Annotated in this window: 24 protein-coding genes; 8 read left to right on the plus strand and 16 right to left on the minus strand. The window is 57.6% G+C overall.

From position 1 onward, the window contains the following. Positions 1-20: 20 nt before the first annotated feature. The 7 genes from patD to ymcF form a co-directional block, all read right to left on the minus strand. The gene (gene patD / locus M8014_RS03675; RefSeq protein WP_271281188.1) at positions 21-1445 is read right to left on the minus strand and encodes an aminobutyraldehyde dehydrogenase; all 1425 of its coding nucleotides are present in this window, start codon (positions 1443-1445) and stop codon (positions 21-23) included. Between the two features lie 24 nt (positions 1446-1469). Next, complete coding sequence (locus M8014_RS03680; RefSeq protein ID WP_271281189.1) at positions 1470-2276, minus strand: ABC transporter permease; 807 nt, start codon at positions 2274-2276, stop codon at positions 1470-1472. Next, positions 2266-3210, minus strand: coding sequence for an ABC transporter permease (locus M8014_RS03685; RefSeq protein WP_271281190.1), 945 nt, complete (start codon positions 3208-3210; stop codon positions 2266-2268). The genes M8014_RS03680 and M8014_RS03685 overlap by 11 nt, the downstream gene beginning before the upstream one ends. Before the next feature lies 1 nt (position 3211). Further along, positions 3212-4225 (minus strand): ABC transporter ATP-binding protein, encoded by a 1014-nt coding sequence (locus M8014_RS03690; protein ID WP_271281191.1) that lies wholly within the window; start codon positions 4223-4225, stop codon positions 3212-3214. A gap of 15 nt (positions 4226-4240) precedes the next feature. Beyond that, on the minus strand, positions 4241-5386 hold the full coding sequence (ydcS, locus tag M8014_RS03695; RefSeq protein WP_271281192.1) for a putative ABC transporter substrate-binding protein YdcS: 1146 nt from the start codon (positions 5384-5386) through the stop codon (positions 4241-4243). Positions 5387-5658: 272 nt separating this feature from the next. After that, positions 5659-7095: an aminotransferase-like domain-containing protein gene (locus tag M8014_RS03700; RefSeq protein WP_271281193.1), complete on the minus strand. Its 1437-nt coding sequence runs from the start codon at positions 7093-7095 to the stop codon at positions 5659-5661. 110 nt (positions 7096-7205) lie between these two features. After that, a complete protein-coding gene (gene ymcF, locus M8014_RS03705; RefSeq protein ID WP_271270141.1) occupies positions 7206-7394 on the minus strand; it encodes a cold shock small protein YmcF in 189 nt (62 codons plus the stop codon). A 434-nt stretch (positions 7395-7828) separates the two neighbouring features. On the opposite strand from ymcF, the gene M8014_RS03710 reads away from it, so the two are divergent. From M8014_RS03710 to M8014_RS03725, 4 genes are all read left to right on the plus strand, one after another. Then, on the plus strand, positions 7829-9223 hold the full coding sequence (locus tag M8014_RS03710) for a cytochrome ubiquinol oxidase subunit I (RefSeq protein ID WP_271281194.1): 1395 nt from the start codon (positions 7829-7831) through the stop codon (positions 9221-9223). Beyond that, on the plus strand, positions 9223-10233 hold the full coding sequence (gene cydB, locus M8014_RS03715) for a cytochrome d ubiquinol oxidase subunit II (RefSeq protein ID WP_271281195.1): 1011 nt from the start codon (positions 9223-9225) through the stop codon (positions 10231-10233). The genes M8014_RS03710 and cydB overlap by 1 nt, the downstream gene beginning before the upstream one ends. Beyond that, positions 10233-10361 carry a DUF2474 domain-containing protein gene (locus M8014_RS03720; RefSeq protein ID WP_271270144.1) on the plus strand — a complete coding sequence of 43 codons (129 nt, stop codon included), beginning with the start codon at positions 10233-10235 and terminating at the stop codon, positions 10359-10361. The genes cydB and M8014_RS03720 overlap by 1 nt, the downstream gene beginning before the upstream one ends. 142 nt (positions 10362-10503) lie before the next feature. Further along, complete coding sequence (locus M8014_RS03725; RefSeq protein ID WP_271281196.1) at positions 10504-10734, plus strand: DUF2554 family protein; 231 nt, start codon at positions 10504-10506, stop codon at positions 10732-10734. Here the strand turns inward: M8014_RS03725 and M8014_RS03730 are convergent, their stop codons facing one another. Beyond that, a complete protein-coding gene (locus M8014_RS03730) occupies positions 10735-12699 on the minus strand; it encodes a peptidase U32 family protein (RefSeq protein WP_271281197.1) in 1965 nt (654 codons plus the stop codon). It abuts the gene before it with no gap. 80 nt (positions 12700-12779) lie between these two features. Further along, on the minus strand, positions 12780-13307 hold the full coding sequence (locus tag M8014_RS03735; RefSeq protein ID WP_271281198.1) for a helix-turn-helix domain-containing protein: 528 nt from the start codon (positions 13305-13307) through the stop codon (positions 12780-12782). Between the two features lie 68 nt (positions 13308-13375). On the opposite strand from M8014_RS03735, the gene M8014_RS03740 reads away from it, so the two are divergent. Continuing rightward, positions 13376-14563 (plus strand): benzoate/H(+) symporter BenE family transporter, encoded by a 1188-nt coding sequence (locus M8014_RS03740; protein ID WP_271281251.1) that lies wholly within the window; start codon positions 13376-13378, stop codon positions 14561-14563. On the opposite strand, the gene M8014_RS03745 is transcribed toward M8014_RS03740, so the two are convergent. Continuing rightward, complete coding sequence (locus tag M8014_RS03745) at positions 14543-15415, minus strand: AraC family transcriptional regulator (RefSeq protein ID WP_271281252.1); 873 nt, start codon at positions 15413-15415, stop codon at positions 14543-14545. The two genes, M8014_RS03740 and M8014_RS03745, sit on opposite strands and share 21 nt — an antisense overlap. 184 nt (positions 15416-15599) lie before the next feature. Here M8014_RS03745 and M8014_RS03750 point away from each other — a divergent pair, with 184 nt between their 5' ends. Further along, positions 15600-16496: a DMT family transporter gene (locus tag M8014_RS03750; protein WP_271281199.1), complete on the plus strand. Its 897-nt coding sequence runs from the start codon at positions 15600-15602 to the stop codon at positions 16494-16496. Between the two features lie 36 nt (positions 16497-16532). Here M8014_RS03750 and M8014_RS03755 read toward each other — a convergent pair whose 3' ends face one another. Together M8014_RS03755 and M8014_RS03760 are read right to left on the minus strand one after the other, a co-directional pair. After that, positions 16533-17204 carry a DUF3313 domain-containing protein gene (locus M8014_RS03755; RefSeq protein WP_271281200.1) on the minus strand — a complete coding sequence of 224 codons (672 nt, stop codon included), beginning with the start codon at positions 17202-17204 and terminating at the stop codon, positions 16533-16535. Between the two features lie 140 nt (positions 17205-17344). Further along, entirely contained in the window at positions 17345-18937 is a 1593-nt protein-coding gene (locus tag M8014_RS03760; protein WP_271281201.1) for an ABC transporter substrate-binding protein, read from the minus strand. 115 nt (positions 18938-19052) lie between these two features. On the opposite strand from M8014_RS03760, the gene pepT reads away from it, so the two are divergent. Continuing rightward, positions 19053-20282, plus strand: a complete 1230-nt coding sequence (gene pepT, locus M8014_RS03765) for a peptidase T (RefSeq protein ID WP_271281202.1) — start codon at positions 19053-19055, stop codon at positions 20280-20282. Here pepT and tehB read toward each other — a convergent pair. Then, complete coding sequence (gene tehB / locus M8014_RS03770; protein WP_271281203.1) at positions 20279-20875, minus strand: tellurite resistance methyltransferase TehB; 597 nt, start codon at positions 20873-20875, stop codon at positions 20279-20281. The genes pepT and tehB overlap by 4 nt on opposite strands. Then, positions 20872-21876 carry a dicarboxylate transporter/tellurite-resistance protein TehA gene (tehA, locus tag M8014_RS03775; protein ID WP_271281204.1) on the minus strand — a complete coding sequence of 335 codons (1005 nt, stop codon included), beginning with the start codon at positions 21874-21876 and terminating at the stop codon, positions 20872-20874. The genes tehB and tehA overlap by 4 nt, the downstream gene beginning before the upstream one ends. Before the next feature lie 122 nt (positions 21877-21998). On the opposite strand from tehA, the gene ydcK reads away from it, so the two are divergent. Beyond that, positions 21999-22979, plus strand: a complete 981-nt coding sequence (gene ydcK, locus M8014_RS03780; protein WP_271281205.1) for a YdcK family protein — start codon at positions 21999-22001, stop codon at positions 22977-22979. Here ydcK and rimL read toward each other — a convergent pair. Next, entirely contained in the window at positions 22974-23513 is a 540-nt protein-coding gene (rimL, locus tag M8014_RS03785) for a 50S ribosomal protein L7/L12-serine acetyltransferase (RefSeq protein WP_271281253.1), read from the minus strand. The genes ydcK and rimL overlap by 6 nt on opposite strands. A gap of 140 nt (positions 23514-23653) precedes the next feature. After that, positions 23654-25309 carry a glucan biosynthesis protein D gene (locus M8014_RS03790; protein WP_271281206.1) on the minus strand — a complete coding sequence of 552 codons (1656 nt, stop codon included), beginning with the start codon at positions 25307-25309 and terminating at the stop codon, positions 23654-23656. Positions 25310-25483 lie beyond the last annotated feature (174 nt).

Genomic DNA, 25483 nt, shown 5'->3' on the forward strand with positions numbered 1-25483 from the left:
ATGCCGCCGACCACAGTTAATCAGTGTTTGATCATGATGTGCCGAACCACGGTGTAATCTTCAAGACTGTACGACGACATATCTTTCCCGTAACCCGACAGCTTCATCCCGCCGTGCGGCATTTCGCTGACCAGCATAAAGTGGGTGTTCACCCAGGTGCAGCCGTACTGCAGCCGGGCGCTGATCCGGTGCGCGCGGCCCACGTCCTGAGTCCAGACCGAGGACGCCAGCCCGTACCGGGAATCGTTGGCCCAGCCTAATACCTGCGCTTCATCGTCGAATTCGGTAACGCTCACCACCGGGCCAAACACCTCCTGCTGGACGATGGCATCCTCCTGTTTTGCGCCAGCCAGCAGCGTTGGCTGGAAGTAATACCCGCCCCCGTCATGCTTGCTGCCGCCGGTAACCACCTGGATATGCGCCAGCGCTTTGGCCTCCTCCACCGCTTTGCACACCCGGTCGAGATGCGCCTGGGAACTTAACGGCCCCAGCTCGGTGCTTTCATCTTCAGGGGCACCGATTTTCAGGCTGGCAACCGCCGCGCCCAGTTTTTCGACCAGTGCCGCATAGATGCCCTTTTGGGCGTAGATCCGACAGGCGGCGGTACAGTCCTGTCCGGCGTTATAGTAGCCAAAGGTGCGAACCCCCTCCACGACTGCGTCGAGGTCGGCGTCGTCAAAAACAATCACCGGGGCTTTGCCGCCCAACTCCATGTGGGTGCGTTTAATCGACGAGGCGGTATGCCCGATAATGTGTTCCCCAGTGGCGATGGAGCCGGTGAGCGACACCATCCGCACCTTTTCATGTCCGGTCAGCGGATCGCCGACGGTCTTCCCGCGACCAAACAGCACGTTGATTACCCCGGCCGGGAAAATGTCTTTCGCCAGTTCGGCCAGCTTCAGGGCGGTCAGTGGCGTGATTTCCGACGGCTTGATTACCACGCAGTTACCGGCGGCCAGCGCCGGGCCCAGCTTCCACGCCGCCATCATCAGCGGATAGTTCCACGGCGCGATGGAGGCGACCACACCCACCGGGTCGCGGCGGATCATTGAGGTGTGGCCGTCGAGATACTCGCCCGCCGCCAGCCCGTGCAGGCTGCGCGCGGCCCCGGCAAAGAAGCGAAACACATCGGCCACCGCCGGAATTTCGTCCCCCAGCACGCAGTGCAGCGGTTTGCCGCAGTTCTGCGACTCCAGCCGCGCCAGCGTGTCGGCGTTCTCGTCTATCACATCCGCCAGCTTGAGCAGGCACTCGGCGCGGGTTTTCGGCGTCGATTGTCCCCAACTGGCAAAGGCCTTGTCGGCGGCCTGAACGGCAGCATCCACCTGTGCGGCAGAAGCTTCGGCGATCTCCAGAATCAGTTCGCCGGTCGCCGGGTTGTACACCGGCTGTTTTTCGCCTTCGCCATTGACCAGTTCACCATTAATCAGCAGTTGAGTTTGCATAGCATTGTCCTGTTGAAATCAACGTTATTTCCCGCTGCCAGCGACGGTCTCGCCTTCGCGGGTTAGCCACCAGGCCCCCAGAATAGGAATGGTCGTTACCAGCATCACCAGCAGCGCCACCACGTTCGTTACCGGCACATCGCGCGGGCGACCGAGCTGATTTAACAGCCACAGCGGCAGCGTGCGCTCATGTCCGGCGGTAAAGGTCGTTACGATGATCTCATCGAACGACAGCGCAAACGCCAGCATCCCCCCGGCCAGCAGGGCCGATCCCAGATTGGGTAGCACCACATAGCGAAAGGTTTGCCAGCCGTTGGCACCAAGATCCATGGATGCCTCCACCAGGCTCCAGGAGGTACGCCGGAAGCGGGCAATCACGTTATTGAACACCACCACCACACAGAACGTGGCGTGACCGAGAATGATGGTGAAAAAGCCCGGCTCCAGATTGATGGTTTTAAACGCCGTCAGCAGCGCCAGACCGGTGATGATCCCCGGCAGGGCAAGGGGCAAAATCAGCATTAGCGAGATGGCGTTTTTACCAAAGAACTCTCGCCGCCACAGGGCCGCCGCCGCCAGCGTACCCAGCACCAGCGCAATCACCGTCGACAGCGCGGCGATTTTAAGTGACAACGTCACTGACTCGATAATGTCGCTGCGCGCAGCCGCGATGCTGAACCACTTCAGGGTCAGCCCCTGCGGCGGAAAGCTGAAGGCGGCGTCCTCGGTATTAAAAGCATAGATGGCAATGATCAGCAGCGGGAAGTGGAGAAAGATTACCCCGCCCCAGGTGGCTATTTTTAAGAACAGCGGTGCGCGTTCAGAGTGCATCAAACGCTCCCAGGCGCTTCACGAACGCCAGATAAATCGTAATCAAAACAATCGGCATCAGCGTAAAGGCCGCCGCCATCGGCATATTGCCCACTGCACCCTGCTGGGAGTAGACCATCTGCCCGATGAAGTAGCCCGGCGGGCCAATCAGCTGCGGGACAATAAAGTCCCCCAGCGTCAGGGAGAAGGTGAAAATCGACCCCGCCGCAATTCCCGGTATCGCCAGCGGCAGTACCACATAGCGGAAGGTCTGACGCGGCCTGGCCCCGAGATCCGCAGAGGCCTGCAGCAGCGATGGCGGCAAGCGTTCCAGCGCCGCCTGCACCGGCAGGATCATAAACGGCAGCCAGATATAGACGAACACCAGGAAACGCCCCAGCCCGGAGGTCGACAGCGTGCTGCCGCCAATGCCGGGCACCGTCAGCAGCGCGGTGAGCAGCGGCTCCAGCCCCATCGCCTCCAGAAACCACTGGGCCACCCCGCCTTTCGCCAGCAGCAGCGTCCAGGCGTAGGCTTTGACGATATAGCTGGCCCACATCGGCAGCATCACCGCAATGTAGAAGAAGGCTTTCCATTTACCGCGGGTGTAGCGCGCCATGTACCATGCCATCGGAAAGGCCAGAATCGCGCTGCCCACAGTGACGGCAATCGCCATGGTCAGGGTGCGCAGAATGATGTCGTAGTTGGCGGGTTGAAACAGCGCGCGGATATTGGCCAGCGTCAGGTCGGGCGTCACCGCCATCGTGTAGTCGTCGAAGGTGTAAAAACCTTGCCACAGAAGGGTCAGGAGCGATCCCAGATAGACGATACCAAACCACATCAGCGGGCCAAGCAGGAGCAAGAACAGCCCCAGCGATGGCCGACGCCAGAACAGCGCCGACAGGCGCCCCGACAGCCCGTGCGATGCCGGTGGAGGGGATACGCTCATGTCCATCTCACCTCTCCTCATGCAGCGGTACCATCGCCTCGCGCGCCCACGACGCGGTAACCAGTTGCCCGTTCTCAACGCCCGACACAATCGTTGAGCCGCTGATGTTCGGCTGGCTCACCAGCAGCTTTTCCCCTTCCGCAAGGCGCAGCTCGAAGCGGGTCGCCGCCCCCTGGAACTGCACCGCCTGCACCCGGCCCTGCACCTGGATCTCGCCGCCTGCGTTGAGGCTGATATGTTCCGGGCGCAGCGAGTAACTGCCTGACATGCCGCAGACGCGGCGGGCCAGAGCGTCGCTAAAGACGTTTGAGGTGCCGACAAAGCTGGCGACAAACGGGGTCCGCGGACGCAGGTAGAGCTCGCGCGGGGTATCGACCTGTTCGATACGACCGTTGTTAAACACCGCCACCCGATCCGACATCGACAGGGCTTCGCCCTGATCGTGGGTAACGAAAATAAAGGTGATGCCCAGCTCCTGCTGTAGTTTTTTCAGTTCAAACTGCATCTGCTCGCGCAGTTTGAGATCGAGCGCGCCCAGCGGTTCATCCAGCAGCAGCACCCGGGGTTGATTGACCAGCGCGCGGGCGATCGCCACCCGCTGCCGCTGCCCCCCCGACAGCTGGGAGGGTTTGCGCTTTTCGGCAAAGCTCAGGTCGACCCGTTCCAGCGCCTCGCGAGCCTGCGCCTGACGGGTAGTTTTGTTGATCCCTTTCACCATCAGCCCGTAGGCGACGTTTTCGAGGATCGACATGTGGGGAAACAGGGCGTAATCCTGGAAGACGGTATTGACGTCGCGCTCCCAGGGCGGGAGTTCGCTGGCGTTTTTGCCAAAGATGGTCATTGCGCCGCCGCTCAGCTGTTCGAAACCGGCGATCAGCCGCAGGCAGGTGGTTTTGCCGGAGCCCGAAGGCCCCAGCATGGAGAAAAACTCGCCGTCGCGAATCTGGATTGTGACCCCATCCACCGCACGCACCTCGCCATACAGGCGAGAGACCTCGTTAAATTCTACTGCGTACGTCATAGTCGTTTCCCTGCGCTAGCGACCACCCATGATGGCGATATAGTCCTGAACCCAGCGGTTATATGGAACATATTTACCGTCGCTGGCGGTCGGGGTTTTCCAGAAACTGATCTTGTCGAACCAGGTATAGCCGTTGGTTTCGCAGCCTTTCTCGCCCAGCAGGGTACTGGCTTTACACCCTTCCGGCACCACCGGCAGCGAGCCGAACCACGCGGCCAGATCGCCCTGTACTTTTGGCGTCAGGGACCAGTTCATCCACTTGTAGGCGCAGACCGGATGTTTGGCGTCGGTGTGCAGCATGGTGGTATCCGCCCAGCCGGTGACCCCCTCTTTCGGGAACACGGTGGCAATGGGCTGGTTCTCCGCTTTCAGGGCGTTGGCCTGATACGGCCAGGCGCTGGAGGCGACCACCCCTTCATTTTTGAAATCACTCATCTGGACGGTGGTATCGTGCCAGTAGCGGTGGATGAGCGCATGCTGGTCTTTCAGCACTTTCACCACCGCGGCGTACTGGGCTTCGGTCAGTTCATACGGGTCGCTGATCCCCAGTTCCGGCTGGGTGGCTTTGACGAACAGCGCCGCATCGGCGATGTAGATCGGGCCATCGTAGGCCTGCACACGTCCTTTATTGGTTTTACCGTCCGGGAGATTTTGCTCTTTGAACACCACGGCCCAGCTGTCAGGCGGCGTCGGGAAGGTTTTGGTATTGTACATCAGCAGGTTAGGCCCCCACTGGTACGGCGTGCCGTAGACTTTTCCGTCAACGTTAAACCATTCCCCGTTGACCATGCGCGGGTCGATGGTTTTCCACGCCGGGATCAGCGCGGTGTTGATTGGCTGCACGCGCTTGCCCATGATCAGGCGCAGAGAGGCATCGCCCGAGGCGGTCACCAGGTCGTAACCGCCCTTCGCCATCAGGCTGACCATCTCATCGGATGTGGCAGCGGTTTTGACGTTGACCTTGCAGCCGGTCTCTTTTTCAAACTGGCTGACCCAGTCATAATTTTTATCGGTCTGGCCACGTTCGATATAACCCGGCCAGGCAATAATATCCAACCGCCCTTCTGCTTTACCGAGTTCTTTTGGGGGCTCCGCCGCCTGCGCAGTCAAAATAGTCATACTGAGCGCGCACAGACTGCTACGGGCAAATTTTTTGCTCATACCTTTTACTCCTGTCGCAATGAAATCTGACGGCGGCCATGCCGGTAGAATATCTCCCACATTAAACGTAGACCGCGTAAATGCGGCGCACCCGGCAGGTACTGGAATTTTCATCAGGTTGTGACCGGGGGCGCATTACCCGTTAACTGGATTATAGACAAGGAGTTAGCGCCGGCGGGCGTTATGCATATTTCCTATGGACGACAATGAAAAACGCCGCAAATACAGTGCGGCGTTTTTAAAAGAAGCAGAATGTTTATTCGGGGGCGATCTTAAGGTGCGGGTAAATACGCGTTATGGTGAGTTAACATCCCGTAAATTATTGCCGCCAGCTGGGCAACCGCCTGCTCTTCTCGCTCTCCCCATGCCCACGAGGTATTAAAGCGGAAAAACGGCGTCCAGGTGTCGGAGGTGGAGAACATCTTCCCCGGCGCAATGCTGATGTGATGCGCCAGCGCCTGGGCGCTAAGTTCACCGGCATCCAGCGGAGCGGGCAGCTCCAGCCATAAGAAATAGCCGCTGTCGCTGTGGTGGATCTTTACCTCGGCGGGCATGTGGCGCAGCAGCGCTTGCCACGCCTGCTGTTTGCGCTCGGCCAGCGTGCGGCGCAAGCGCCGCAGGTGCGCGTCGTAGCGTTTGGTGGCGAGATAATCCACCAGCGCCAGCTGCATCGGTGAACTGGTGGATAAGGTGCTCATCAGCTGTAACTGCTGGATGCGGCGGGCATGTTTCCCGGCGGCCACCCAGCCAATGCGGAACCCGGCCACCAGACATTTCGAAAACGATGAACAGTGTAAGGTCATGTCCGCGCGATCCCATGCTTTCGCCGGAAGCGGTTTTTCACGCCCATAATAGAGCTCACTGTAGACGTCATCCTCAATCAAGGTGACGTTATGCTGAGTCAGCAAGGCTACCAGCTGCGCTTTTTTGTCGGCGCTGAGCGTAAAGCCCAACGGATTTTGCCCGTTGGTCATCAGCCAGCAGGCCTTGACCGGATAGTCGTTCAGCGCCTGAGCCAGCGCATTGAGGTCGATGCCTTCGTGCACGTCGGTGGCCACCGACAGCGCTTTGAGCTTGAGCCGCTCAAGCGCCTGCAGTGCCCCGTAAAAGCAGGGGTTTTCGACAATCACCCAGTCGCCCGGTTCGGTCACCGCCTGCAGGCTGAGATTCAGCGCTTCGAGCGCGCCCGCAGTAATGACGATTTCATCCGGGGAGATATTCATCCCCTGCTGGGCATAGCGGCGGGCAATGGCGTGGCGCAGATCGACGTTGCCCGGCGGCAGGTTCTCGATAACGCTCATCGCGGTGGCGGTTTTGCTGACGTTCGCCAGCGAGCGGTTAAGCTGCTGTAACGGAAACAGGCGCGGATCGGGAAAGGCCGAGGCAAACGGCACCACCGAGGGATCGCGGCTGGCCTGAAGCACGTCGAAAATGTAGGTGTTGATGTCCACCGCCTCGTCGCGCATCACCTGCGCTGGCGGCATCGGCTGCTGACCGGTGGGACGGGCTGCGACGTAATACCCCGACTGGGGACGCGCCACGATCCGCCCCTGGCTCTCCAGCATCTGATACGCATGACCGACGGTCATAAAGCTCATTCCGCTACTGACCACCTGCTCGCGCAGCGACGGCAGCTTATCGCCGGGTTGCCAGACGCCAAGTTCGATCTGCGAAATGATTTGCTGCGCCAGGCGCTGGTATTTTTTCATGGGGTTCTCCTTGCTGCTCAACATAGTATATCAGCAGGAGAAAAAAGGCAGGATTATTGAACTGTTATATGTTTGAGAGTTGGTCAACAGGCGTGACGGCGCCTGAAGTGTTACTTACGCAGTGCAAACGGAACCTGCATAGCGTGCTGCAGCGCAGCTAAATGGTCGAAGGTGATCATCGACGACTTGCAGAAAATGCATTTCGCGCCGAGTGGATTCTTTTCAGACACGTCGAATGCTGAAGTACGGTATTGCGAGCCATGACAGCACGGGCAACGAAAATGGATATTAGAACTCATGTAAATCTCCTGAACGTAAAAACGTCAAATGCTAATTGGGCCTTATAAGGCGATAGTGGTCTGAGACAAAACTAATCAGAGCGTTCAGAACGTAAAGAAAAGACCCAAGAGAGGCTGCGGAGAGGCACAACGTGTTGAGAAATGCTTTAAGAGACGGCGACAGATATTTTTTTGATTTCAAACCGAAGAATCATTAACGCACGTTATAGGAAAGGAAGCAAGGGTTTTTATGCAGAAACATCATAAAGACACTGTTTTTATAACCGGTAAAGGCAAAAGGAGAGCGACTAAATTACCAACAACCACCATAACAGCGCAATAAAACCCCACCACTTCATCAAACTGTTATATATAAATTCCCCTTTTCTGTCTCTGATACTTAGCGCCCAGGCTCTTTACCATAACAGACACAACGATTGACCTTGAGGTTGTGCATGTTTGGTTTAGATGCGTTTCATCTGGCGAGGATCCAGTTTGCGTTTACTGTCTCCTTCCACATTATTTTCCCGGCGATTACCATTGGCCTCGCCAGCTATCTGGCGGTGCTGGAGGGGTTGTGGCTGAAAAGCAAAAACCCCGTCTGGCGCTCGCTGTACCATTTCTGGTCAAAGATCTTCGCCGTCAACTTCGGCATGGGCGTGGTCTCCGGGCTGGTGATGGCCTATCAGTTTGGCACTAACTGGAGCGGTTTTTCCCAGTTTGCTGGCAGCATTACCGGCCCGCTGCTGACCTATGAAGTGCTCACCGCCTTCTTCCTCGAAGCCGGTTTTCTTGGCGTGATGTTGTTTGGCTGGAACAAAGTTGGGCCAGGCCTGCACTTCTTCGCCACCTGCATGGTGGCGCTGGGCACCATCATCTCCACCTTCTGGATCCTGGCGTCGAACAGCTGGATGCACACCCCGCAGGGCTATGAGATCGTCAACGGCGTAGTAGTACCGGTAGACTGGTTTGCAGTGGTGTTTAACCCCTCCTTCCCGTATCGCCTGCTGCACATGTCGATTGCCGCCTTCCTCAGCAGCGCGCTGTTTGTCGCCGCCTCCGGTGCATGGCATCTGCTGCGCGGCAACAATACCCCCGCCATTCGCCATATGTTCTCGATGGCGCTGTGGATGACGCTGATCGTGGCCCCTATTCAGGCGATGGTCGGTGATATGCACGGCCTGAATACCCTGAAGTATCAGCCCGCCAAAATTGCCGCCATTGAAGGCCACTGGGAAAACGTGCCGGGCGAGCCGACGCCGCTGCTGCTGTTTGGTTGGCCGGATATGGAGCAGGAGCGCACCAAGTACGGGCTGGAAATCCCGGCACTCGGGAGCCTGATCCTCACCCACAGCCTCGACAAGCAGGTTCCGGCCCTGAAAGAGTTCGCGAAAGAAGACCGGCCGAATTCAACGATGGTCTTCTGGTCGTTCCGCATCATGGCCGGGCTGGGGATGCTGATGCTGCTTCTCGGCACGGTGGCCCTGTGGTTGCGCTACAAGCAGCGACTCTACCACTCGCGCCCTTTCCTGTGGTTTGCCCTGCTGATGGGGCCGTCCGGGCTGATTGCGATCCTCGCCGGGTGGGTAACCACCGAAGTGGGCCGCCAGCCGTGGATCGTCTATGGTCTGCAGCGCACCAAAGACGCGGTATCGGCGCATGGCGATCTGCATATGAGCGTCAGCCTGCTGGCCTTTATCGTGGTCTACACCTCGGTGTTTGGCGTCGGCTACAGCTATATGGTGCGGCTGATTAAAAAAGGCCCGCAGGAAGATGAAAGTTTCCCAACAGAAAACGATGGCCGCCCGGCGCGTCCTCTCTCGGCAGTGACGTCTCAGGAGACACCATAATGGGTATCGATCTCTCCCTTATCTGGTTTGTGATTATTGTCTTCGCCACCCTGATGTATATCGTGATGGACGGGTTTGACCTTGGGATTGGCATCCTGTTTCCCGCCATTGGGGATGCCGATGACCGGGATGTGATGGTCAACAGCGTCGCCCCCGTGTGGGACGGGAACGAAACCTGGCTGGTGCTGGGCGGCGCGGCGCTGTTCGGTGCGTTTCCGCTGGCCTACGCAGTGATCATCGATGCCCTGACCATCCCGCTGACCTTAATGCTGCTGGGACTGATATTTCGCGGAGTGGCGTTCGAATTTCGTTTTAAAGCCACGCCCGCGCACCGTCCCTTCTGGGATAAAGCCTTTGTGGGTGGCTCCGTGCTGGCGACCTTCACTCAGGGGGTGGTGGTCGGGGCGGTGATTAACGGCTTCGAGGTGACGGGTCGTGCTTATAGCGGCGGCGCGTTCGACTGGTTTACTCCGTTCAACCTGTTCTGCGGCCTGGGGCTGGTGATCGCCTACGCCTTTTTAGGCGCAACCTGGCTGGTGATGAAAAGCGAAAACCCGCTGCAGGCGCGGATGCGCCGGGCGTCTAAGCGACTGCTGCTGGCCCTGCTGGGGATTATCGCGGCGATCAGCCTGTGGACCCCTCTGGCCCAGCCCGCGATCGCCGCACGCTGGTTCAGCCTGCCGAATCTGTTCTTCCTGCTGCCGGTGCCGCTGCTGGTTATCGCCCTCAGCCTGTGGCAGTGGCGCAGCCTGAACAATCCGCACAGCCATCACCTGCCGTTCGTGTTGACCCTCGGGCTGGTGTTCCTCGGCTTTAGCGGGCTGGGGATCAGCATCTGGCCGCATATCATCCCGCCATCGATCACCCTATGGCAGGCCGCGGCTCCGCCGCAGAGCCAGGGCTTTATGCTGGTGGGGGCGCTGTTTATTATCCCGATCATCCTTGTCTACACTTTCTGGAGCTATTACGTGTTTCGCGGAAAAGTCCAGCCTGGGGAGGGCTATCACTGATGCAACATTCTGTCTGGAAACGCCTGATGTGGCTGGTCATTATCTGGGGCGGCAGCGTGCTGGCGCTGGCGCTGGTGGGCATGTTCTTCCGCGTACTGATGACGGCGGCAGGCTTTAAATCACACTAAATTCCCTCCTACCAGCCGGGCGATATCGCGTCGCCCGGCTGACAAAAACTGACAAATCCTTTGCGTGAATTTGAATTCCTGAATAATAACACAACGCAACTATCGGCATGATGGCCGCTCAACGTAACCGGGTGGTGGCAGAATGTTTACAAGAGTGTTATCGGTAGTGTTGCTGACCTGTGCGTTATTTTCCGGTCAACTGATGGCGGGACATGTGGGGCATCATTTTTTATGGGTGAAGAATGTGGAGCAACAGCTGCGCCATGAAGCCGACAGCGATGAGCTGCGTGCCGTGGCGGAGGAGTCGGCAGAAGGGTTGCGCGAACATCACCACTGGCAGAAGTCGCGCAAACCGGATACTCACTTTCGCTAATTAACTGCCCTTACGCTTCGGCAGCGTTTTCAGCAGTTCGTCAGGGCTGACGGACGCGACGATGCTGCCAGGCTGAGGCATTTTGAAGATGTGATTTTTCATCTTGCCAATAACGTGCATTTCGCACGGACGGCAGTCGAATTTCAGGGTTAATACTTCATCCCCGTTGACCAGCTGCATCGGGGTCGCTTTCCAGCTCTTGATGTTGCCTTTCGCCTGCTTTGGACAGAGGTTAAAGGCAAAGCGCAGGCAATGTTTGGTGATCATCACCGGCACATCCCCCTTCTCTTCATGTGCTTCATAGGCCGCATCAATCAAGGTCACGCCATAGCGCTGATAGAACGCCCGCGCCTTATGGTTGTAGACGTTTGCCAGGAACGAAAGATGGGTGTCCGGGTAGACCGGAGGCGGCACACTGACCGCTTTGCGGCTGCCGCGTGGGTAGTTTTCCAGACGCGCGGTATCGAGCATCTCGGCGGTTTCACGGCGGAACTGGTTCAGCAGGCTGTTCGGCACGAACAGCGCATCCGGCAGATTTACCTGAATATCCCGGGCGAAATAAATCGTCTGGCCCAGTTTGGCGACGCCGTCTTTCAGGCTGTTCATCGCTTTCTCAGCGTTGTTCGCCACCTCAAACTGTCCGTCCAGGGTATGCGTTACGCTGATGCCATCTTCGCTGGTCATCGTCAGGATCAGCTGTTCTTCCCAGCCGCCCAGTTCAATATCCACCGCAATGCGACGTTCGCTGGAGGTTTTCTGCAGCGCCTGCTGCCAGTTATGGTCCAGGTTACGGTTCAGGGCCGCGTGGGGACGCGCTTTATACAGGTCGGCCGGCATTTCGTTCGGCCAGACGCGATAGCGGTTTTCAGCGGTTTTTTCTACCGTATTGGCGCGGAAGCCGACAACTTCACGCTTGATCATTACGTTCAGCCCATCGCCGTTCGCCAGCGGCTCGGTGACTTCCACATCAAGAAAATCTTTCGCCACCTTCAGCACTTCACCCACCGGCAGGCCGATAAACTTCGGCGAGTCGAAGGCACCGATATCGTCTTTACGCGCATTCACGAAGTAGTCGGTGCTGCCGCGGTGGAAGGTCTTGTCGGTCGACGGAATAAAGAAGTGCTCGGTACGTCCGGCAGAGCTGCGCGCCAGGTCGCCGCGATCTTCAATAATTGCGTCCAGCATCTGGCGGTAATGGGCAGTGATGTTCTTCACGTAGCTCATGTCTTTGTAGCGCCCTTCAATCTTGAAGGACTGCACGCCCGCGTCGATAAGCTGAGCCAGGTTGGCAGTCTGGTCATTGTCTTTCATCGACAGGAGGTGTTTATCAAAGGCGACCACCCGGCCCTGATCGTCTTTCAGGGTGTACGGCAGACGGCAGGCCTGGGAGCAGTCGCCGCGGTTGGCGCTGCGCCCGGTTTGTGCGTGAGAGATATTGCACTGCCCGGAATAGGCCACGCACAGGGCGCCGTGGATAAAGAATTCGATGGTGGCATCGGCGGCCTGGTGGATGTCGCGGATCTGATTGAGGTTCAGCTCACGCGCCAGCACGATCTGGGTAAAGCCCGCATCGGCCAGGAATTTCGCTTTTTCCACGCTGCGGATATCGCACTGAGTGCTGGCGTGCAGCTCAATCGGTGGGATATCCAGCTCGAGAACCCCCATATCCTGCACGATCAGCGCATCAACGCCAGTCTGGTACAGGTCGGTGATCATCCGCTGCGCCGGTTCCAGTTCATCATCATGAAGAATGGTGTTCAGGGTCACGAACACCTTCGCCCCAAAGCGGTGGGCGAACGGCACCAGATCGGCGATATCGCGCAGGCTGTTGCTGGCATTATGGCGAGCGCCAAATCCAGGGCCGCCGATATAGACCGCATCCGCGCCGTGAAGGATCGCTTCGCGGGCAATGGCGGCGTCACGAGCCGGGCTTAAAAGTTCAAGTTGATGGGATGGCAGGCGCATGCTTCGTCGTTATCCGTTATGGTCAAAATGGCGGCCATTGTAGTCAGAACGCTGCGTCAACGAAACAGTTTTGCGTGCCTTTAGCGGGGATAATGGATCAGGGAGTGAAAGTGTACCGTCTGGCTGCTGCTGTTACGGTAGGCGTGCGGTTTGTCGCCAGCGAAACGCAGGCCGCTATCCGGCGGAATTACGCGCCAGACGCCGTCGATCTGCATCTCCAGCTCGCCGCTGATCGCTACCACATGTTCAATCACCCCGGACTCATGCGGGGTTGATTCGCTCAGGGTGCCCGGCGCGAGGGTGATGGAAAAGTGGTCGTATTTTAGCGCGTCATCCCAGGGGAACAGCGGTTTGACCACCATCGCCTGCTGCTGCGGATCGAACACCGGCGCAGCGTCCGCTTCGGGGCTGATAAAGGTCGAGAACGGCACGTTCAGCCCGGTGGCGATTTTCCACAGCGTCGAGACCGTCGGGCTGGATTCATTCCGCTCCACCTGACCGAGCATCGCCTTTGAGACGCCCGTCTCTTCTGCCAGCTTCGACAAACTCCAGCCGCGCGCCTGGCGCAGCGTTTTCAGTGTCAGTGCAAGATGTTGCGTGATGTCCATAACCCCTCCCGTTGCGGCGAGTGTAGCACTTGTATGCTATAACGCACAGTGATACCTTTCTGGCTGTTATAACGCACAACGGAGTTTTTATGCGCGCCTCATCTCTGACCTTCCCCACGGTATTATCGGGCTTTGTCGCCGTGCTGGTCGGCTACGCCAGCTCCGCCGCCATCATCTGGCAGGCGGCCGCAGCGGCAGGGGCCACCGCGCCGCAGATTGCAGGCTGGATGACTGCGCTGGGGATCGGCATGGGGGTCAGCACCCTGGCGCTGTCGTGGTGGTATAAAGCCCCGGTGCTCACCGCCTGGTCAACGCCGGGAGCGGCGCTGCTGGCCACCAGCCTGCAGGGCGTAACCCTGTCGGAGACCATCGGCATCTTTATCTTTGCCAATGCTCTGATCCTGATTTGTGGGGTCAGCGGCCTGTTTGCCCGGCTGATGAAAATTATCCCCCATTCGCTGGCGGCGGCGATGCTGGCGGGCGTCCTGCTGCGCTTTGGCCTGCAGGCGTTTAGCAACATTGAAGGCCACCTGCTGCTGTGCGGCAGTATGCTGCTGGCGTGGCTTCTGACCAAAGCCTTCGCCCCGCGCTATGCGATTGTCGCGACTCTGCTGGTGGGTGGTGCCGTGGCGGCACTGAACGGTGACGTTGTCACTGAAAGGCTAACCTTCTCGGTGGTGATGCCGGAATTTATCGCCCCGACCTTTACCCTGACCACGCTGATTAGCATCGGTCTGCCCTTCTTCCTGGTCACCATGGCCTCGCAGAATGCGCCGGGGTTCGCGACGATGAAAGCCTCCGGCTATCCGGTGGCCGTTTCGCCGCTGATCGTCTTTACCGGTGGGCTGGCGCTGCTACTGTCACCGTTCGGGGTGTACTCGATTTGCATCGCGGCGATCACCGCCGCCATCTGCCAGAGCCCGGATGCGCACCCCGATGCCAGCAAACGCTGGCTGGCCGCCGCCGCCGCGGGCGTGTTCTATCTGCTGGCAGGGATTTTTGGCGGGTCAATCAGTGGGCTAATGGCGGCACTGCCGCTAAGCTGGATCCAGACCCTGGCGGGGCTGGCGCTGCTGGGCACCATTGGCGGTAGCCTGCACCAGGCCCTGCACAATGAAACCGAGCGCGATGCGGCGATTGTGACGTTTCTGCTGACCGCCAGCGGGGTGACGCTGGCCGGGATTGGATCGGCGTTCTGGGGATTGATTGCCGGGGGCGTGTGTTACGCCCTGCTATCACGCACTCGCCGCGCGTAGCTGGGACGGCGTAAATCCTGTGGCGGCGCGAAAGCGGTTACTGAAATGGCTGGCCGAGCTGAACCCGCAGGCCAGCGCAATCTCGGTCAGCGGCTGGCGGGTGGATCGCACTAATGCTTTGGCCTTCTCCATCCGCCGCTGCATCACGTACTGATGGGGCGCCAGCTGCATCGACTGGCGGAACATACGTGCAAAATGGTATTCGCTTAACGCCGCCTGGGTTGCCAGATCCGCCAGGGTCAGCGGCTGGGCGAGATTATCTTCGATAAACCCCAGCACGTTGCGTAATACATACGGCGACAGACCACCGGTCACCGTCGGCAGCGCCCACTGGACGTTGCTGTAATGCTGCACCAGATGGGTGAGTAACAGCGTGGAGGCGGTGCTCAGCGTCAGCTGATTGGCGCTCTGCTGCCAGTCGCAGCCGAGGATAAAATGGCGATACAGGGCGGTGATTTTCGCATCATCGCCAAACAGGCTTTCATCGAGCGAGAGCGCGTGCGGGCTCTTGTCCCAGATCTGCTCCCCCACGTGACGCAGGTGATCGTCAGTACAGTAGAGATGCACAAACGACAGATCGTCGCGGATATCCCAGCTGGACTCGCTCTCTTTGGGCATCAGGCAGAATCGATCCGGGCCACCGCCGTTTTTCCAGCCCGCGCGGGTTTTGTGGTAGCTCTCGTAACCGTCGGCGATGTACAGGCTCAGGGTATGGTGGTCACAATACTGGGTAATGGTGTCGCGTTTATTAGACCAGGCCGCCAGATGGATCCCCGAATTCAACGCGACGGCATTGTGCAATACCGCTTTATGCTTGCGCAGATTTTCAAAGGCACCGTACATCTCAGCCATAACGTCCCACATATCCATTCACCAGAATGTTTCAGTCTAAAAAGATCTGCCAGCCAGTGCCAGTCTTGTTCTCTGTCGATGGCAAAAAAGCGCAAGAATATGCAAGTCCACCGCAAGCTGGTGAAAGAGGCCAGCGCCTTGTGCCGCCATACTGGACGCAGACTTTGCCAATACGAGAATAAATATGAACGCATTACTGTACGCGCTGGTGGTGGTGATTTGGGGCACCACCTGGATTGCCATCTTCTTACAACAGGGACCGGTTCCGGCCCCGGTCTCTATTTTCTGGCGCTTCGCCGTCGCCACCGCCACCATCATGGCGGTGCTGCTGATCCTGCGCCGCCTGCGCCCGCTGGCGTTACGCGATCACCTCTTCTGCGGACTGCAGGGCTGCTGCGTCTTCTGCTTCAACTTCTGGTGTTTTTATACTGCGGCCGGGTACATCAACACCGGGCTGGAGTCGGTGATTTTCTCGATGGCGGTGCTGTATAACGCCCTGAACAGCTTCCTGTTCTTTGGTCAGCGCCCGCCTGCACGCTTTTATCTGGCGGCGGCACTGGGGCTGCTCGGCATCGTTACCCTGTTCTGGAGCGATCTGCTCGCCAGCGGCTGGAACGCGGGCCTGCTGTTCGGCATTGCCCTGTCGGCGCTGGGCACCTACGGTTTCTCGCTCGGAAACATGATCAGCCTGCGCCATCAGCGTAACGGGCTGGAAACGATGACCACCAACGCCTGGGCGATGCTGTACGGCACTCTGGTGATGGGGGCAATTGCGCTAATCCGCGGGGATGATTTTACCCCGGTGTGGTCGGTAAGTTACATGAGTGCCCTGCTCTACCTGGCCCTGTTTGGCTCGGTAATTGCCTTTGGCGCGTACTTTACGCTGGTTGGGCGGATAGGTGCCGGTAAAGCGGCCTACAGCACCCTGCTGTTCCCACTGGTGGCGCTGTCTTTCTCGACGCTGTACGAGGGATATGTCTGGCACAGCAATGCCATTGCGGGGCTGCTGCTGATATTAACGGGGAATCTGGTCATGTTTGCCAAACCGGAGAACTGGTTTAAGCGGCTGCGGACGGCATAAAAAAAACCGGCCTGCGCAATGCAGGCCGGTCTGGTGTTATTTGGTTTTATTAACATCAAACATGGTCGCATCGGCGGCCATATCATCAACAACCTGCTTCAGAGTAGCGAAGGTCATTGGTGTACTTTCGTTAGTCAGTTCTTTACCTTCACCCTTACGAACGACCTTGAGTACCGGCTTATTGGTTTTGGCGTCAATCAGCTCGCCTTCAAAATAGAGGTGGGTATCCATGGTACGGTGACCGGTTGCCATCTGCGTGCCGGCAACGACCAGCGCAACAGGGACAACTTCATAGAACTGCAGGCCTTCTTTCTGCGAGCTGACACCCGTGATGGCGCCACGGAAGATCAGGCTGCGTGGACCTGGCGACGCCACAATCGGCTTACGCTGGCCGATAGCGGTTTTCATTTTGTTGTTGGTGTAGTTTAACAGTTCATCCAGAGTGCGTTGACCGATCTGGGTGGTTGGCTTTGGTGCCGGATAATAAGTGACATTGTTCCAGACAATGCTGTCGTAATTTGCTGCGTTATAAGACGGATCAACCCAGCGCAGCGTCGGTTTACCCGATGCAGAGGTGGTTTCTTTCAGCCCAGAGTAGTCTTTTAAAAAGCCTGAATATTGTTCAGGCGCCGCCACTTTTGACGCACAGCCCGCCAGAAGCAATAGACCGGAGAGCGCGGCAACTTTAAATAAAGTATTTGTACGCATAAAGGATGTATCCCTGTTAATTGCAAATATGCAATTGAAGTTATAGCAAAAGATTTAAACAAAGGGAGTGTCAAAAAATGACGAAGACAGCACAAATAGAAAAAACACTGCCCGTCGTTGCGGCGGGCAGTGCTAAACGGTTATTTTATACCCACTTGCCAGAATAAATGTTTGCCGAACGGGTCAATTTCGTAACCAGTGACCTCTTTACGCACCGGCTCAAATATCGTTGAGTGGGCAATCATTACCGCAGGCATTTGATCGTGCATCATCTGCTGCGCTTCTTTGTACAAGGCCGTTCGTTTATCACGATCGGTTATTGATTTAGCTTCGGCAATAATTTTATCGAATGGTTGATAACACCATTTGGCCGAATTCGAGCCGCCGTTTGCCGAGGTACAGGTAAATAACGGACCGAAGAAGTTATCCGGATCGCCGGTGGCTGTGGTCCAGCCCATCAGCGCCGCCTGATGCTCGCCGCCCTTCACTCGCTTAAGGTATTCGCCCCACTCATAGGTGACCACTTTGGTTTGCACGCCGATTTTCGCCCAGTCGGCCTGGATCATCTCCGCCATGCGTTTAGCGTTCGGGTTATACGGACGCTGAACCGGCATCGCCCACAGATCGATTGTCATCCCGTTGGCAAACCCGGCCTCTTTCAGCAGCGCTTTAGCTTTTTCCGGATCGTAGTCGTAGTCTTTCAGCTCGCTGTCCGCGCTCCATACCCCTGGCGGCAGCAGGTTCTTCGCCGCCGTGCCGGTGCCATGGAAAACGGCCTCGATAATGGCCGGTTTGTTGATCGCCATCGCCAGCGCCTGACGCACTTTGACGTTATCCAGCGGCGCTTTTTGGGTGTTAAACGCCAGGAAACCGGTATTCAGCCCCGCCTTGCTCATCAGATTCAGATCTTTGTTTTCTTTCATCCGCGGCAGATCCGCCGGGTTCGGGAATGGCATCACCTGACACTCGTTTTTCTCGAGCTTGGCAAAACGCACCGAGGCATCCGGCACGATGCTGAATACCAGACGGTCCAGCTTGGCCTTGCCCTGCCAGTATTCCGGGAAGGCGGTAAAGAGGATCCGCGAATCTTTTTGATACTGCGCCAGCTTAAATGGCCCGGTACCAATCGGGTCCATATCGACCTTTTCCGGCGTGCCGGCTTTCATCATCGCGTCAGCATATTCCGCCGACAGGATCGAGGCGAAATACCAGGCTAAGTCGGCCACAAATGGCGATTCCGGGTGCGCGAGGGTAAAACGTACCGTCTGGTCATCGACCTTATCGATGGCGGTAATTAGTTTGCCAAACTCCAGACTTTCAAAGTTGGAATAGCTGCCGTTTGAGACGTTGTGATACGGATGATTGACATCTTTCTGCCGCATAAACGAGAAGATCACATCATCGGCATTAAAATCGCGCGTCGGCGTAAAGGCCTTGTTGCTCTGGAACTTCACTCCTTTGCGCAGATGGAAGGTATACACCTTGCCGTCGTCGCTGACGTCCCAGCTCTCTGCCAGGCTCGGGACCAGTTCGGTTGTGCCTGGGGTGAAATCCACCAGCCGGTTATAGACCGGCACCGCGCTGGCATCCACGCTGGTGCCCGAGGTATAGAGTTGGGGGTTAAAGTTTTCCGGCGATCCTTCGGAACAGTAGACCAGCGTTTTGGCGGCAACGGTGGAACTGACCGTCAGCGCGGCGACGATCAGTGCCAGGGTTGTGAGGTTGCTTTTCATCGCGTTTTCCTGTCTTTTAATTTGACGGCTAATGAATTTATTGTCGTGCCAAACCATAAATAACATTAAAGTGATTTTGCAAACACCTGATAACTCAAATAAAGAAGGATCCACCATGTCATCAGCGCTCACCAGACAATTAACCCAACGCTTTTTTCGCTACCTGGCCATTACCAGCCAGAGCGATCCAAAGGTGAAAACCCTGCCCTCCACGCCCGGCCAGCATGACATGGCGCGCGCGCTGGCGAAGGAGCTGGAATCGCTGGGTCTGGATGATATTGTGATCGACGAATTTGCCACCGTCACGGCGGTGAAAAAGGGCAACGTTCCCGGCGCGCCACGGATCGGGTTTATCACCCATATCGATACCGTCGACGTGGGATTATCACCGGATATTAATCCGCAAATTCTGACCTTCACAGGAGATGATCTCTGTCTCAACGTTGACAAAGACATCTGGCTGCGGGTCAGCGAGCACCCGGAAATCCTGGCCTATCCAAACGAAGCGATCATCTTCAGCGACGGCACCAGCGTACTGGGTGCCGACAACAAATCGGCGGTCACGGTAGTGATGACGGTGCTGGAAAACCTCACTGCCGAGCATCAGCATGGCGATATCGTGGTGGCCTTTGTGCCGGATGAAGAGATCGGTCTGTGTGGGGCAAAAGCGCTGGATCTGAAGCGTTTCGATGTGGATTTCGCCTGGACCATCGACTGCTGCGAGCTGGGGGAGGTCGTCTACGAGAACTTCAACGCGGCGGCGGCGGAAATCCGCTTTACCGGCGTGACGGCGCACCCGATGTCGGCGAAAGGGGTGCTGGTTAACCCCCTGCTGATGGCGACCGATTTCATCAGCCATTTCGATCGCCAGCAAACCCCGGAACATACCGAAGGCCGCGAAGGCTATGTCTGGTTTAACGGGATTCAGGCCGGGCAAAACGAAGCGGTGTTGAAGGCCAATATTCGTGATTTCGACCGAGACGGCTTTGCTGCCCGCAAGGTACAAATCGCCGAGGTGGCGCAGAAAATCGCCGCCCAGAACCCTACCGCGAAGGTGCACTGGCACATCGAAGATACCTACAGCAACATTAGCAATGCGGTCGGCGAAGATCGCCGGGCGATCGACCTGATGTTTGCAGCGATGGAGAGTTTAGGCATCACGCCAAAACCGACCCCAATGCGCGGCGGCACCGACGGCGCAGCGCTCTCGGCGAAAGGACTGCTGACCCCGAACTTCTTCACCGGCGCCCATAACTTCCACTCGAAGTTTGAGTTTTTACCGCTGAAATCGTTCGAGGCCTCGTATCATACGGCCTTGCAGCTTTGTTTGCTGGCGGCGCGTTAAGCGGGTTTACGCGCCAGCATCGTAGCAAAACGCAGTTTAATGCGGTTACCTTCAGCGTCGGTGCGGTGTAACGCGCCGACGTCTTCGTTATATTTCTGCAGTTCCCAGCCCGCATAGTAGCCGCTCAGTTCGCCGGTTTTGAAGGCAAACGGGAAGCCGACGTTGCACGGGTAATCTTCCGTATCCATCGCTGCCACAATCAGGTTATAGCCACCCGGTTTGGTGCAGCGCTGCATATTGTCAATCAGACCCGGAATGGTGTTCGCTTCGAGGAACATCATCACCACGGTCGACAGGATAAAATCGTACTCGCCGTCAAAACGCAGGCTGTTGAGATCTTTGATTGCCGACTGCAGATTGGTGATGCCCTCTTTCGCCTTGATGCTCTCGAGGTTATCGATGCTTGCCGCATTCTTATCCCACGCGGTCACGTCAAAGCCGTTCGCCGCCAGATACAGGCTGTTGCGTCCGTTGCCACAGCCCAGATCCAGCGTTTTGCCCGGTTTAACAATCCCGGCGCTGTATACCACGTCGGAGTGAGTGCGGGTCATGCCATATTTTTCGGTAAAGTAGTTATCATCAAACACAGTCATTCTTTTTCCTCAGCTTGCATAAGCGTTGCTTTGTCTGCACGAACCAACAGTTTGCCCTGCATCAGCAGGATAAACGTGCGCACCAGTAAGAGCGCAATAATGGCGTTAGTAAAAATAAACAGCGGGATGGCGATAGCGTGAAACAGCCCGGACGGGCTGCTCTGGCCCAGATGCAGGCCGGTGGTGGCCAGCGCCGACACGCCGAATGAAAAGCTCCAGAACGACGCGTTAAACGGCTGCGACAGATACCAGGGCATCAGGCGCAGGGTAAACAGCAGTTGGAGCAGGCCGTAGCCAAACAGCATTTTGGCAAAGGTATCTGCTTCACCGCCGTTGACGGCAAACCAGGCGCTACAGGCCACCAGCGCGGGCGCCAGCTGAATGCCCAGCGAGGTGCGCAGCGTGGTGGGCAGCTCGCCTGCGCTGCGTAGCCGCTGCAGGATCACCGGTTCAAGGCTTAGCCAGGAGAAGACCCCCGCCCCCAGAAATACCAGCCCGGCATCGTGAAAGCCGAGCGCGCCGCAGGCCATGGCGCTGATAAAGTTGTTTGCCACCGTCGGCAGATACAGGCCAGGGGTGGTCGCCTCCTGGCTATGGGTGCCGCGCCACAGCCCGGCGGACTGCCACGAGGCATAGCTCAGCTGCACCACCACGCCGACGGTGAACAGCACCAACGCCAGCGGGCGATACCAGGGGACAAAACCAATCGCCACCAGCAAGGTGGTCGCCGGGAACAGGCTGACAAAACTGCTCATCACCGGATGGCGCATTTCGGCCAGCACGCTGCGCGGAAAGCGCACCACCCGGCTAATAAAGGCTACCGTCAACAGCAGCCAAATCACCATCGCCAGCGTCACCAGGATCTCCCCAGGCCAGCGCGTGACGGGCCAAATGGTGCTGGCATAGCGCCAGGCAAATCCCATTCCGATAATACCCAGCACCATCCCGAAATAGCCGGACGGTAAATTAAGAACACCTTGAGTGCTTTTCTGACTTCGCATTTCTTTTAAACTATAAATAATATTTGAAATGCTAGTTTAAGGGGTTTCATTTCCGGATGCCATACTTTCGATCAACGTAAAGTTTGCTACGTTTAGTGGAGAGAACAACAGCGGAAACGGTGATGAATAAATATCGACTCAGCGATGAAACCCGCCAGCACCACTGGCAAAACGGCGAGGCTAAGGCCGCAGTCACCGTGCGGCAGATTATCGCCGCCCGTGATTTCAGCGATGTGAAAAGCGGCACCCGAGGCGGCTGGGTGGATGATGAATCGGCGCTGTCGCAGGATCAGGACTGCTGGATCTATGACGAAAACAGCGTGGTGTTCGAGGGTGCGCAGGTGTGCGGCAACGCGCGTATTACCCAACCCTGCGTGATCAGCCATCAGGTGTGGATCGGCGATAACGTCTGGGTCGACGGGGCGCAAATCAGCCACGGGGCGCGAATCAGTGACAACGTCACGGTGCAATCGTCGGTGGTGCGCGGCGAATGCCATCTGTTCGATAACGCCCGCATTCTGCACAACAGCATGGTGATTGCCGCCAAAGGCTTAACTCCCGACCACGATCAGATCCTGAAAATCTTCGGCGAGGCTACCGTCAGCCAGTCGCGGGTGGTGCACCAGGCGCAGATCTACGGCAATGCCATCGTGAGCTACGCCTTTGTCGAGCACCGCGCCGAGATCTTTGAGAATGCGCTGCTGGAAGGCAACGAGGTGAATAACGTCTGGGTATGCGACTGCGCCAAAGTGTACGGCAACGCGCGCCTGCTAGCCGGGCTGGAAGAGGACGCCATCCCCACGCTGCGCTACAGCTCGCAGGTCGCCGAAAACGCGCTGGTCGAGGGAAACTGCGTCATCAAACATCACGTGCTGATTGGCGGCGAAGCCTGGCTGCGTGGCGGGCCGATTTTACTCGACGATAAAGTGGTGATCCAGGGCCGGGCGCGCATTCACGGCGAAGTGCTGATCGAGCATCATATTGAAATTACCGACGATGCGGTGGTTGAAGCACTGGACGGGGACGCGATTCACCTGCGCGGCGCGAAGGTGATTAACGGCGCGCAGCGCATTACGCGCACGCCGTTGCTGGGAGCATTATGAAGCGTAGATCCGGGCGTAGATATTCTGATCGTCAAAACGCCCGTTGAGGAACTCCGCCTCTCTCAGGCAACCTTCCAGCAGAAAGCCGTTGCGCAGCGCCACCTGGTTGCTGGCGTGGTTCGCGACCCGGCATTTGATCACAAAGCGGCGGATCTCATTGCGCTCGACGTAGTAGCCAATAAACGCCTGTAATGCCTGGGACAAGATACCCTGCCCCTGATGATCTTCATCCAGCCAGTAGCCGATATAGCCCGTTTTATTCAGCGGCTCGATGGCATTAAACGACAGCACCCCTACCAACGCCCCATCGTTAAACATCAGGAACATTTTGGCGTAACCGCGCTGATGCAGCATCTGGTTGCTCTGCAGGTTCTGCCTGCTGTCCTCTTCCGATCCCACATACTGCGGCCAGTTAAGCGATTCCTGCAGCCACTGGCGATTTTTGACCACCAGCTTGTGCAATTCACTGGCGTAACGCTCGTCGGCGGCGCGCAGTTCGAGACGCTCAGTGACAGGGATAATTTCTTCGGTGATTGCGGTCATAGTCCCTCAATGTAGTCGCCTGCTCCCCCTCACCCCAACCCTCTCCCTGAATGGAGAGGGGGCCGACCGTGCCAATTTTTTTGTGAGGATCCCTCAGCCCTCAAGGGAGAGGGAACCGTACGAGCCACCCATTAACGCATTATGCGGTCATCCACATACTGCCGTTTATCCGCTGCTGGCGGATAGTAGTGGTACATCCAGGTCTCACTGATTGCCTCGCCCTGACAGCGCAGGAACATCCGCATATCCACCGGCTCGGCGTCGTCGCTGGTCGGATACCAGTCAAACAGAATGCGGTAGCCGTCGAACGGCTCGACGTACAGAATTTCAATCTGCTTCGCTTCCCCGTTGGACAGCGTGATCACCGGCTCGATCCCTTTCGGGGCCGCGGCTTTCAGATCGCCGCCGACAAAGTCGATGGCGAAACGGCGCGCCCACACTTTCGGGTAGTGTTCACCGGGTGCCCAGCCTTCCGGGAAGCCGCCCATACCGCTGCGGGTGGCTAACACATTCGCCAGCGGGGAACGCACCGGAGGTTTGGCGCTCCAGTACAGACGGTACTGGTAGTCGAGGGAATCCCCGGCTTTGATCGGTTTTTCCGGCTGCCAGAAGCAAACCACGTTATCCAGCGTTTCGCCGGTGGTTGGGATCTCCATCAGGCCGACGGTGCCTTTGCCCCACTGATTGCGCGGCTCGACCCACAGGCTTGGGCGTTTGTTGTACCAGCCCATGATGTCCTGATAGTGCGAGAAATCGCGATCCAGCTGCAGCAGACCAAAGCCTTTCGGGTTTTTGTCGGTATAAGCGTGGAACTGCAGCTTTTGCGGGTTATTCAGCGGACGGCAGATCCACTCCCCGTTGCCGCGCCACATCGCCAGACGATCGGAGTCATGGATCTGCGGGTGAATGGTGTCGCACATCCGGCGCTCGTTATTGCCGCAGGCGAACATGCTGGTCATCGGGGCGATCCCCAGCTGCTGGATGTCCTTGCGGGCATACAGATGGTTGTCGACGTCCATGATCACCTGGTTCTTCTCACAGTGGATCACGAACTTATAGGCACCGGTGATACTCGGGCTGTCGAGCAGGGTATAAACGGTAAAGGTGGTGTCCCCTGGCTTGACGGTTTCGAACCAGAAGGAGGTAAAGTCCGGGAACTCTTCGGTGCTATCAGCGTAGGTATTCAGCGCCAGACCACGGGCAGAAAGGCCATACTGGTAGGTATCATCTACCGCGCGGAAGTAGCTCGCGCCAAGGAACGAGACGATGTCGCGACGCGCCAGCTCCGGCGCCTTAAAGGCACGGAAGCCCGCAAAACCTAAATCGCTCTGGCCTTCCAGCTGTTTGGTGTCGACGCCCGCGTCATGGTAGTTAAACAGCTCCGGGCGGAAGTGAATTTCACGCGCCTGCGACGTTTGGTTATCCAGCGAGAACATGCGCACCCGGCGGCGGAAGCCCATCCCAACGTGGAAGAACTGCACGTCCAGCTGACGGTTTTCGATGTTATTCCACAGGGAATGTTTTGCGTCGTACTGGATGCTGTTGTACGCCTGCGGCGTCAGCGTGGCCAGCGTGTCTGGCAGCGGACGCGGCGCCCCGCCCCACGGAGTTTGCGCCAGGTCATGCGCCATGGATTGCAGCACAGAAAAGTCGAAACGACGGCTCTGACCGTCCGCAATGTCCGATTCAGCCGCATTGGCCGCACGGGAGAAAAGCGTGGCGAGCCCGGTAGTGCTGCTCAGTGCAGCAACGGCCAGTGAGCCTTGTAAAAAACGTCTGCGATTCATGCCTGAAAAAACGTCCTTATGGTCGTGGGGAGTAAGGTTTCGCATCGGGCGAAACGACGGCAAGAAAGAACATCATTAAGAGGCACAGCCTAAACAAAAACGATTGAGAATCCAATTATTGACAGGTGATTAAACAAGCAAAGTGCGAAAGATTTATCTGTCGAGGGGAATCGC

Origin of the sequence: Silvania hatchlandensis (genome assembly GCF_025564065.1) — a bacterium.
GTDB lineage: Bacteria > Pseudomonadota > Gammaproteobacteria > Enterobacterales > Enterobacteriaceae > Enterobacter > Enterobacter hatchlandensis.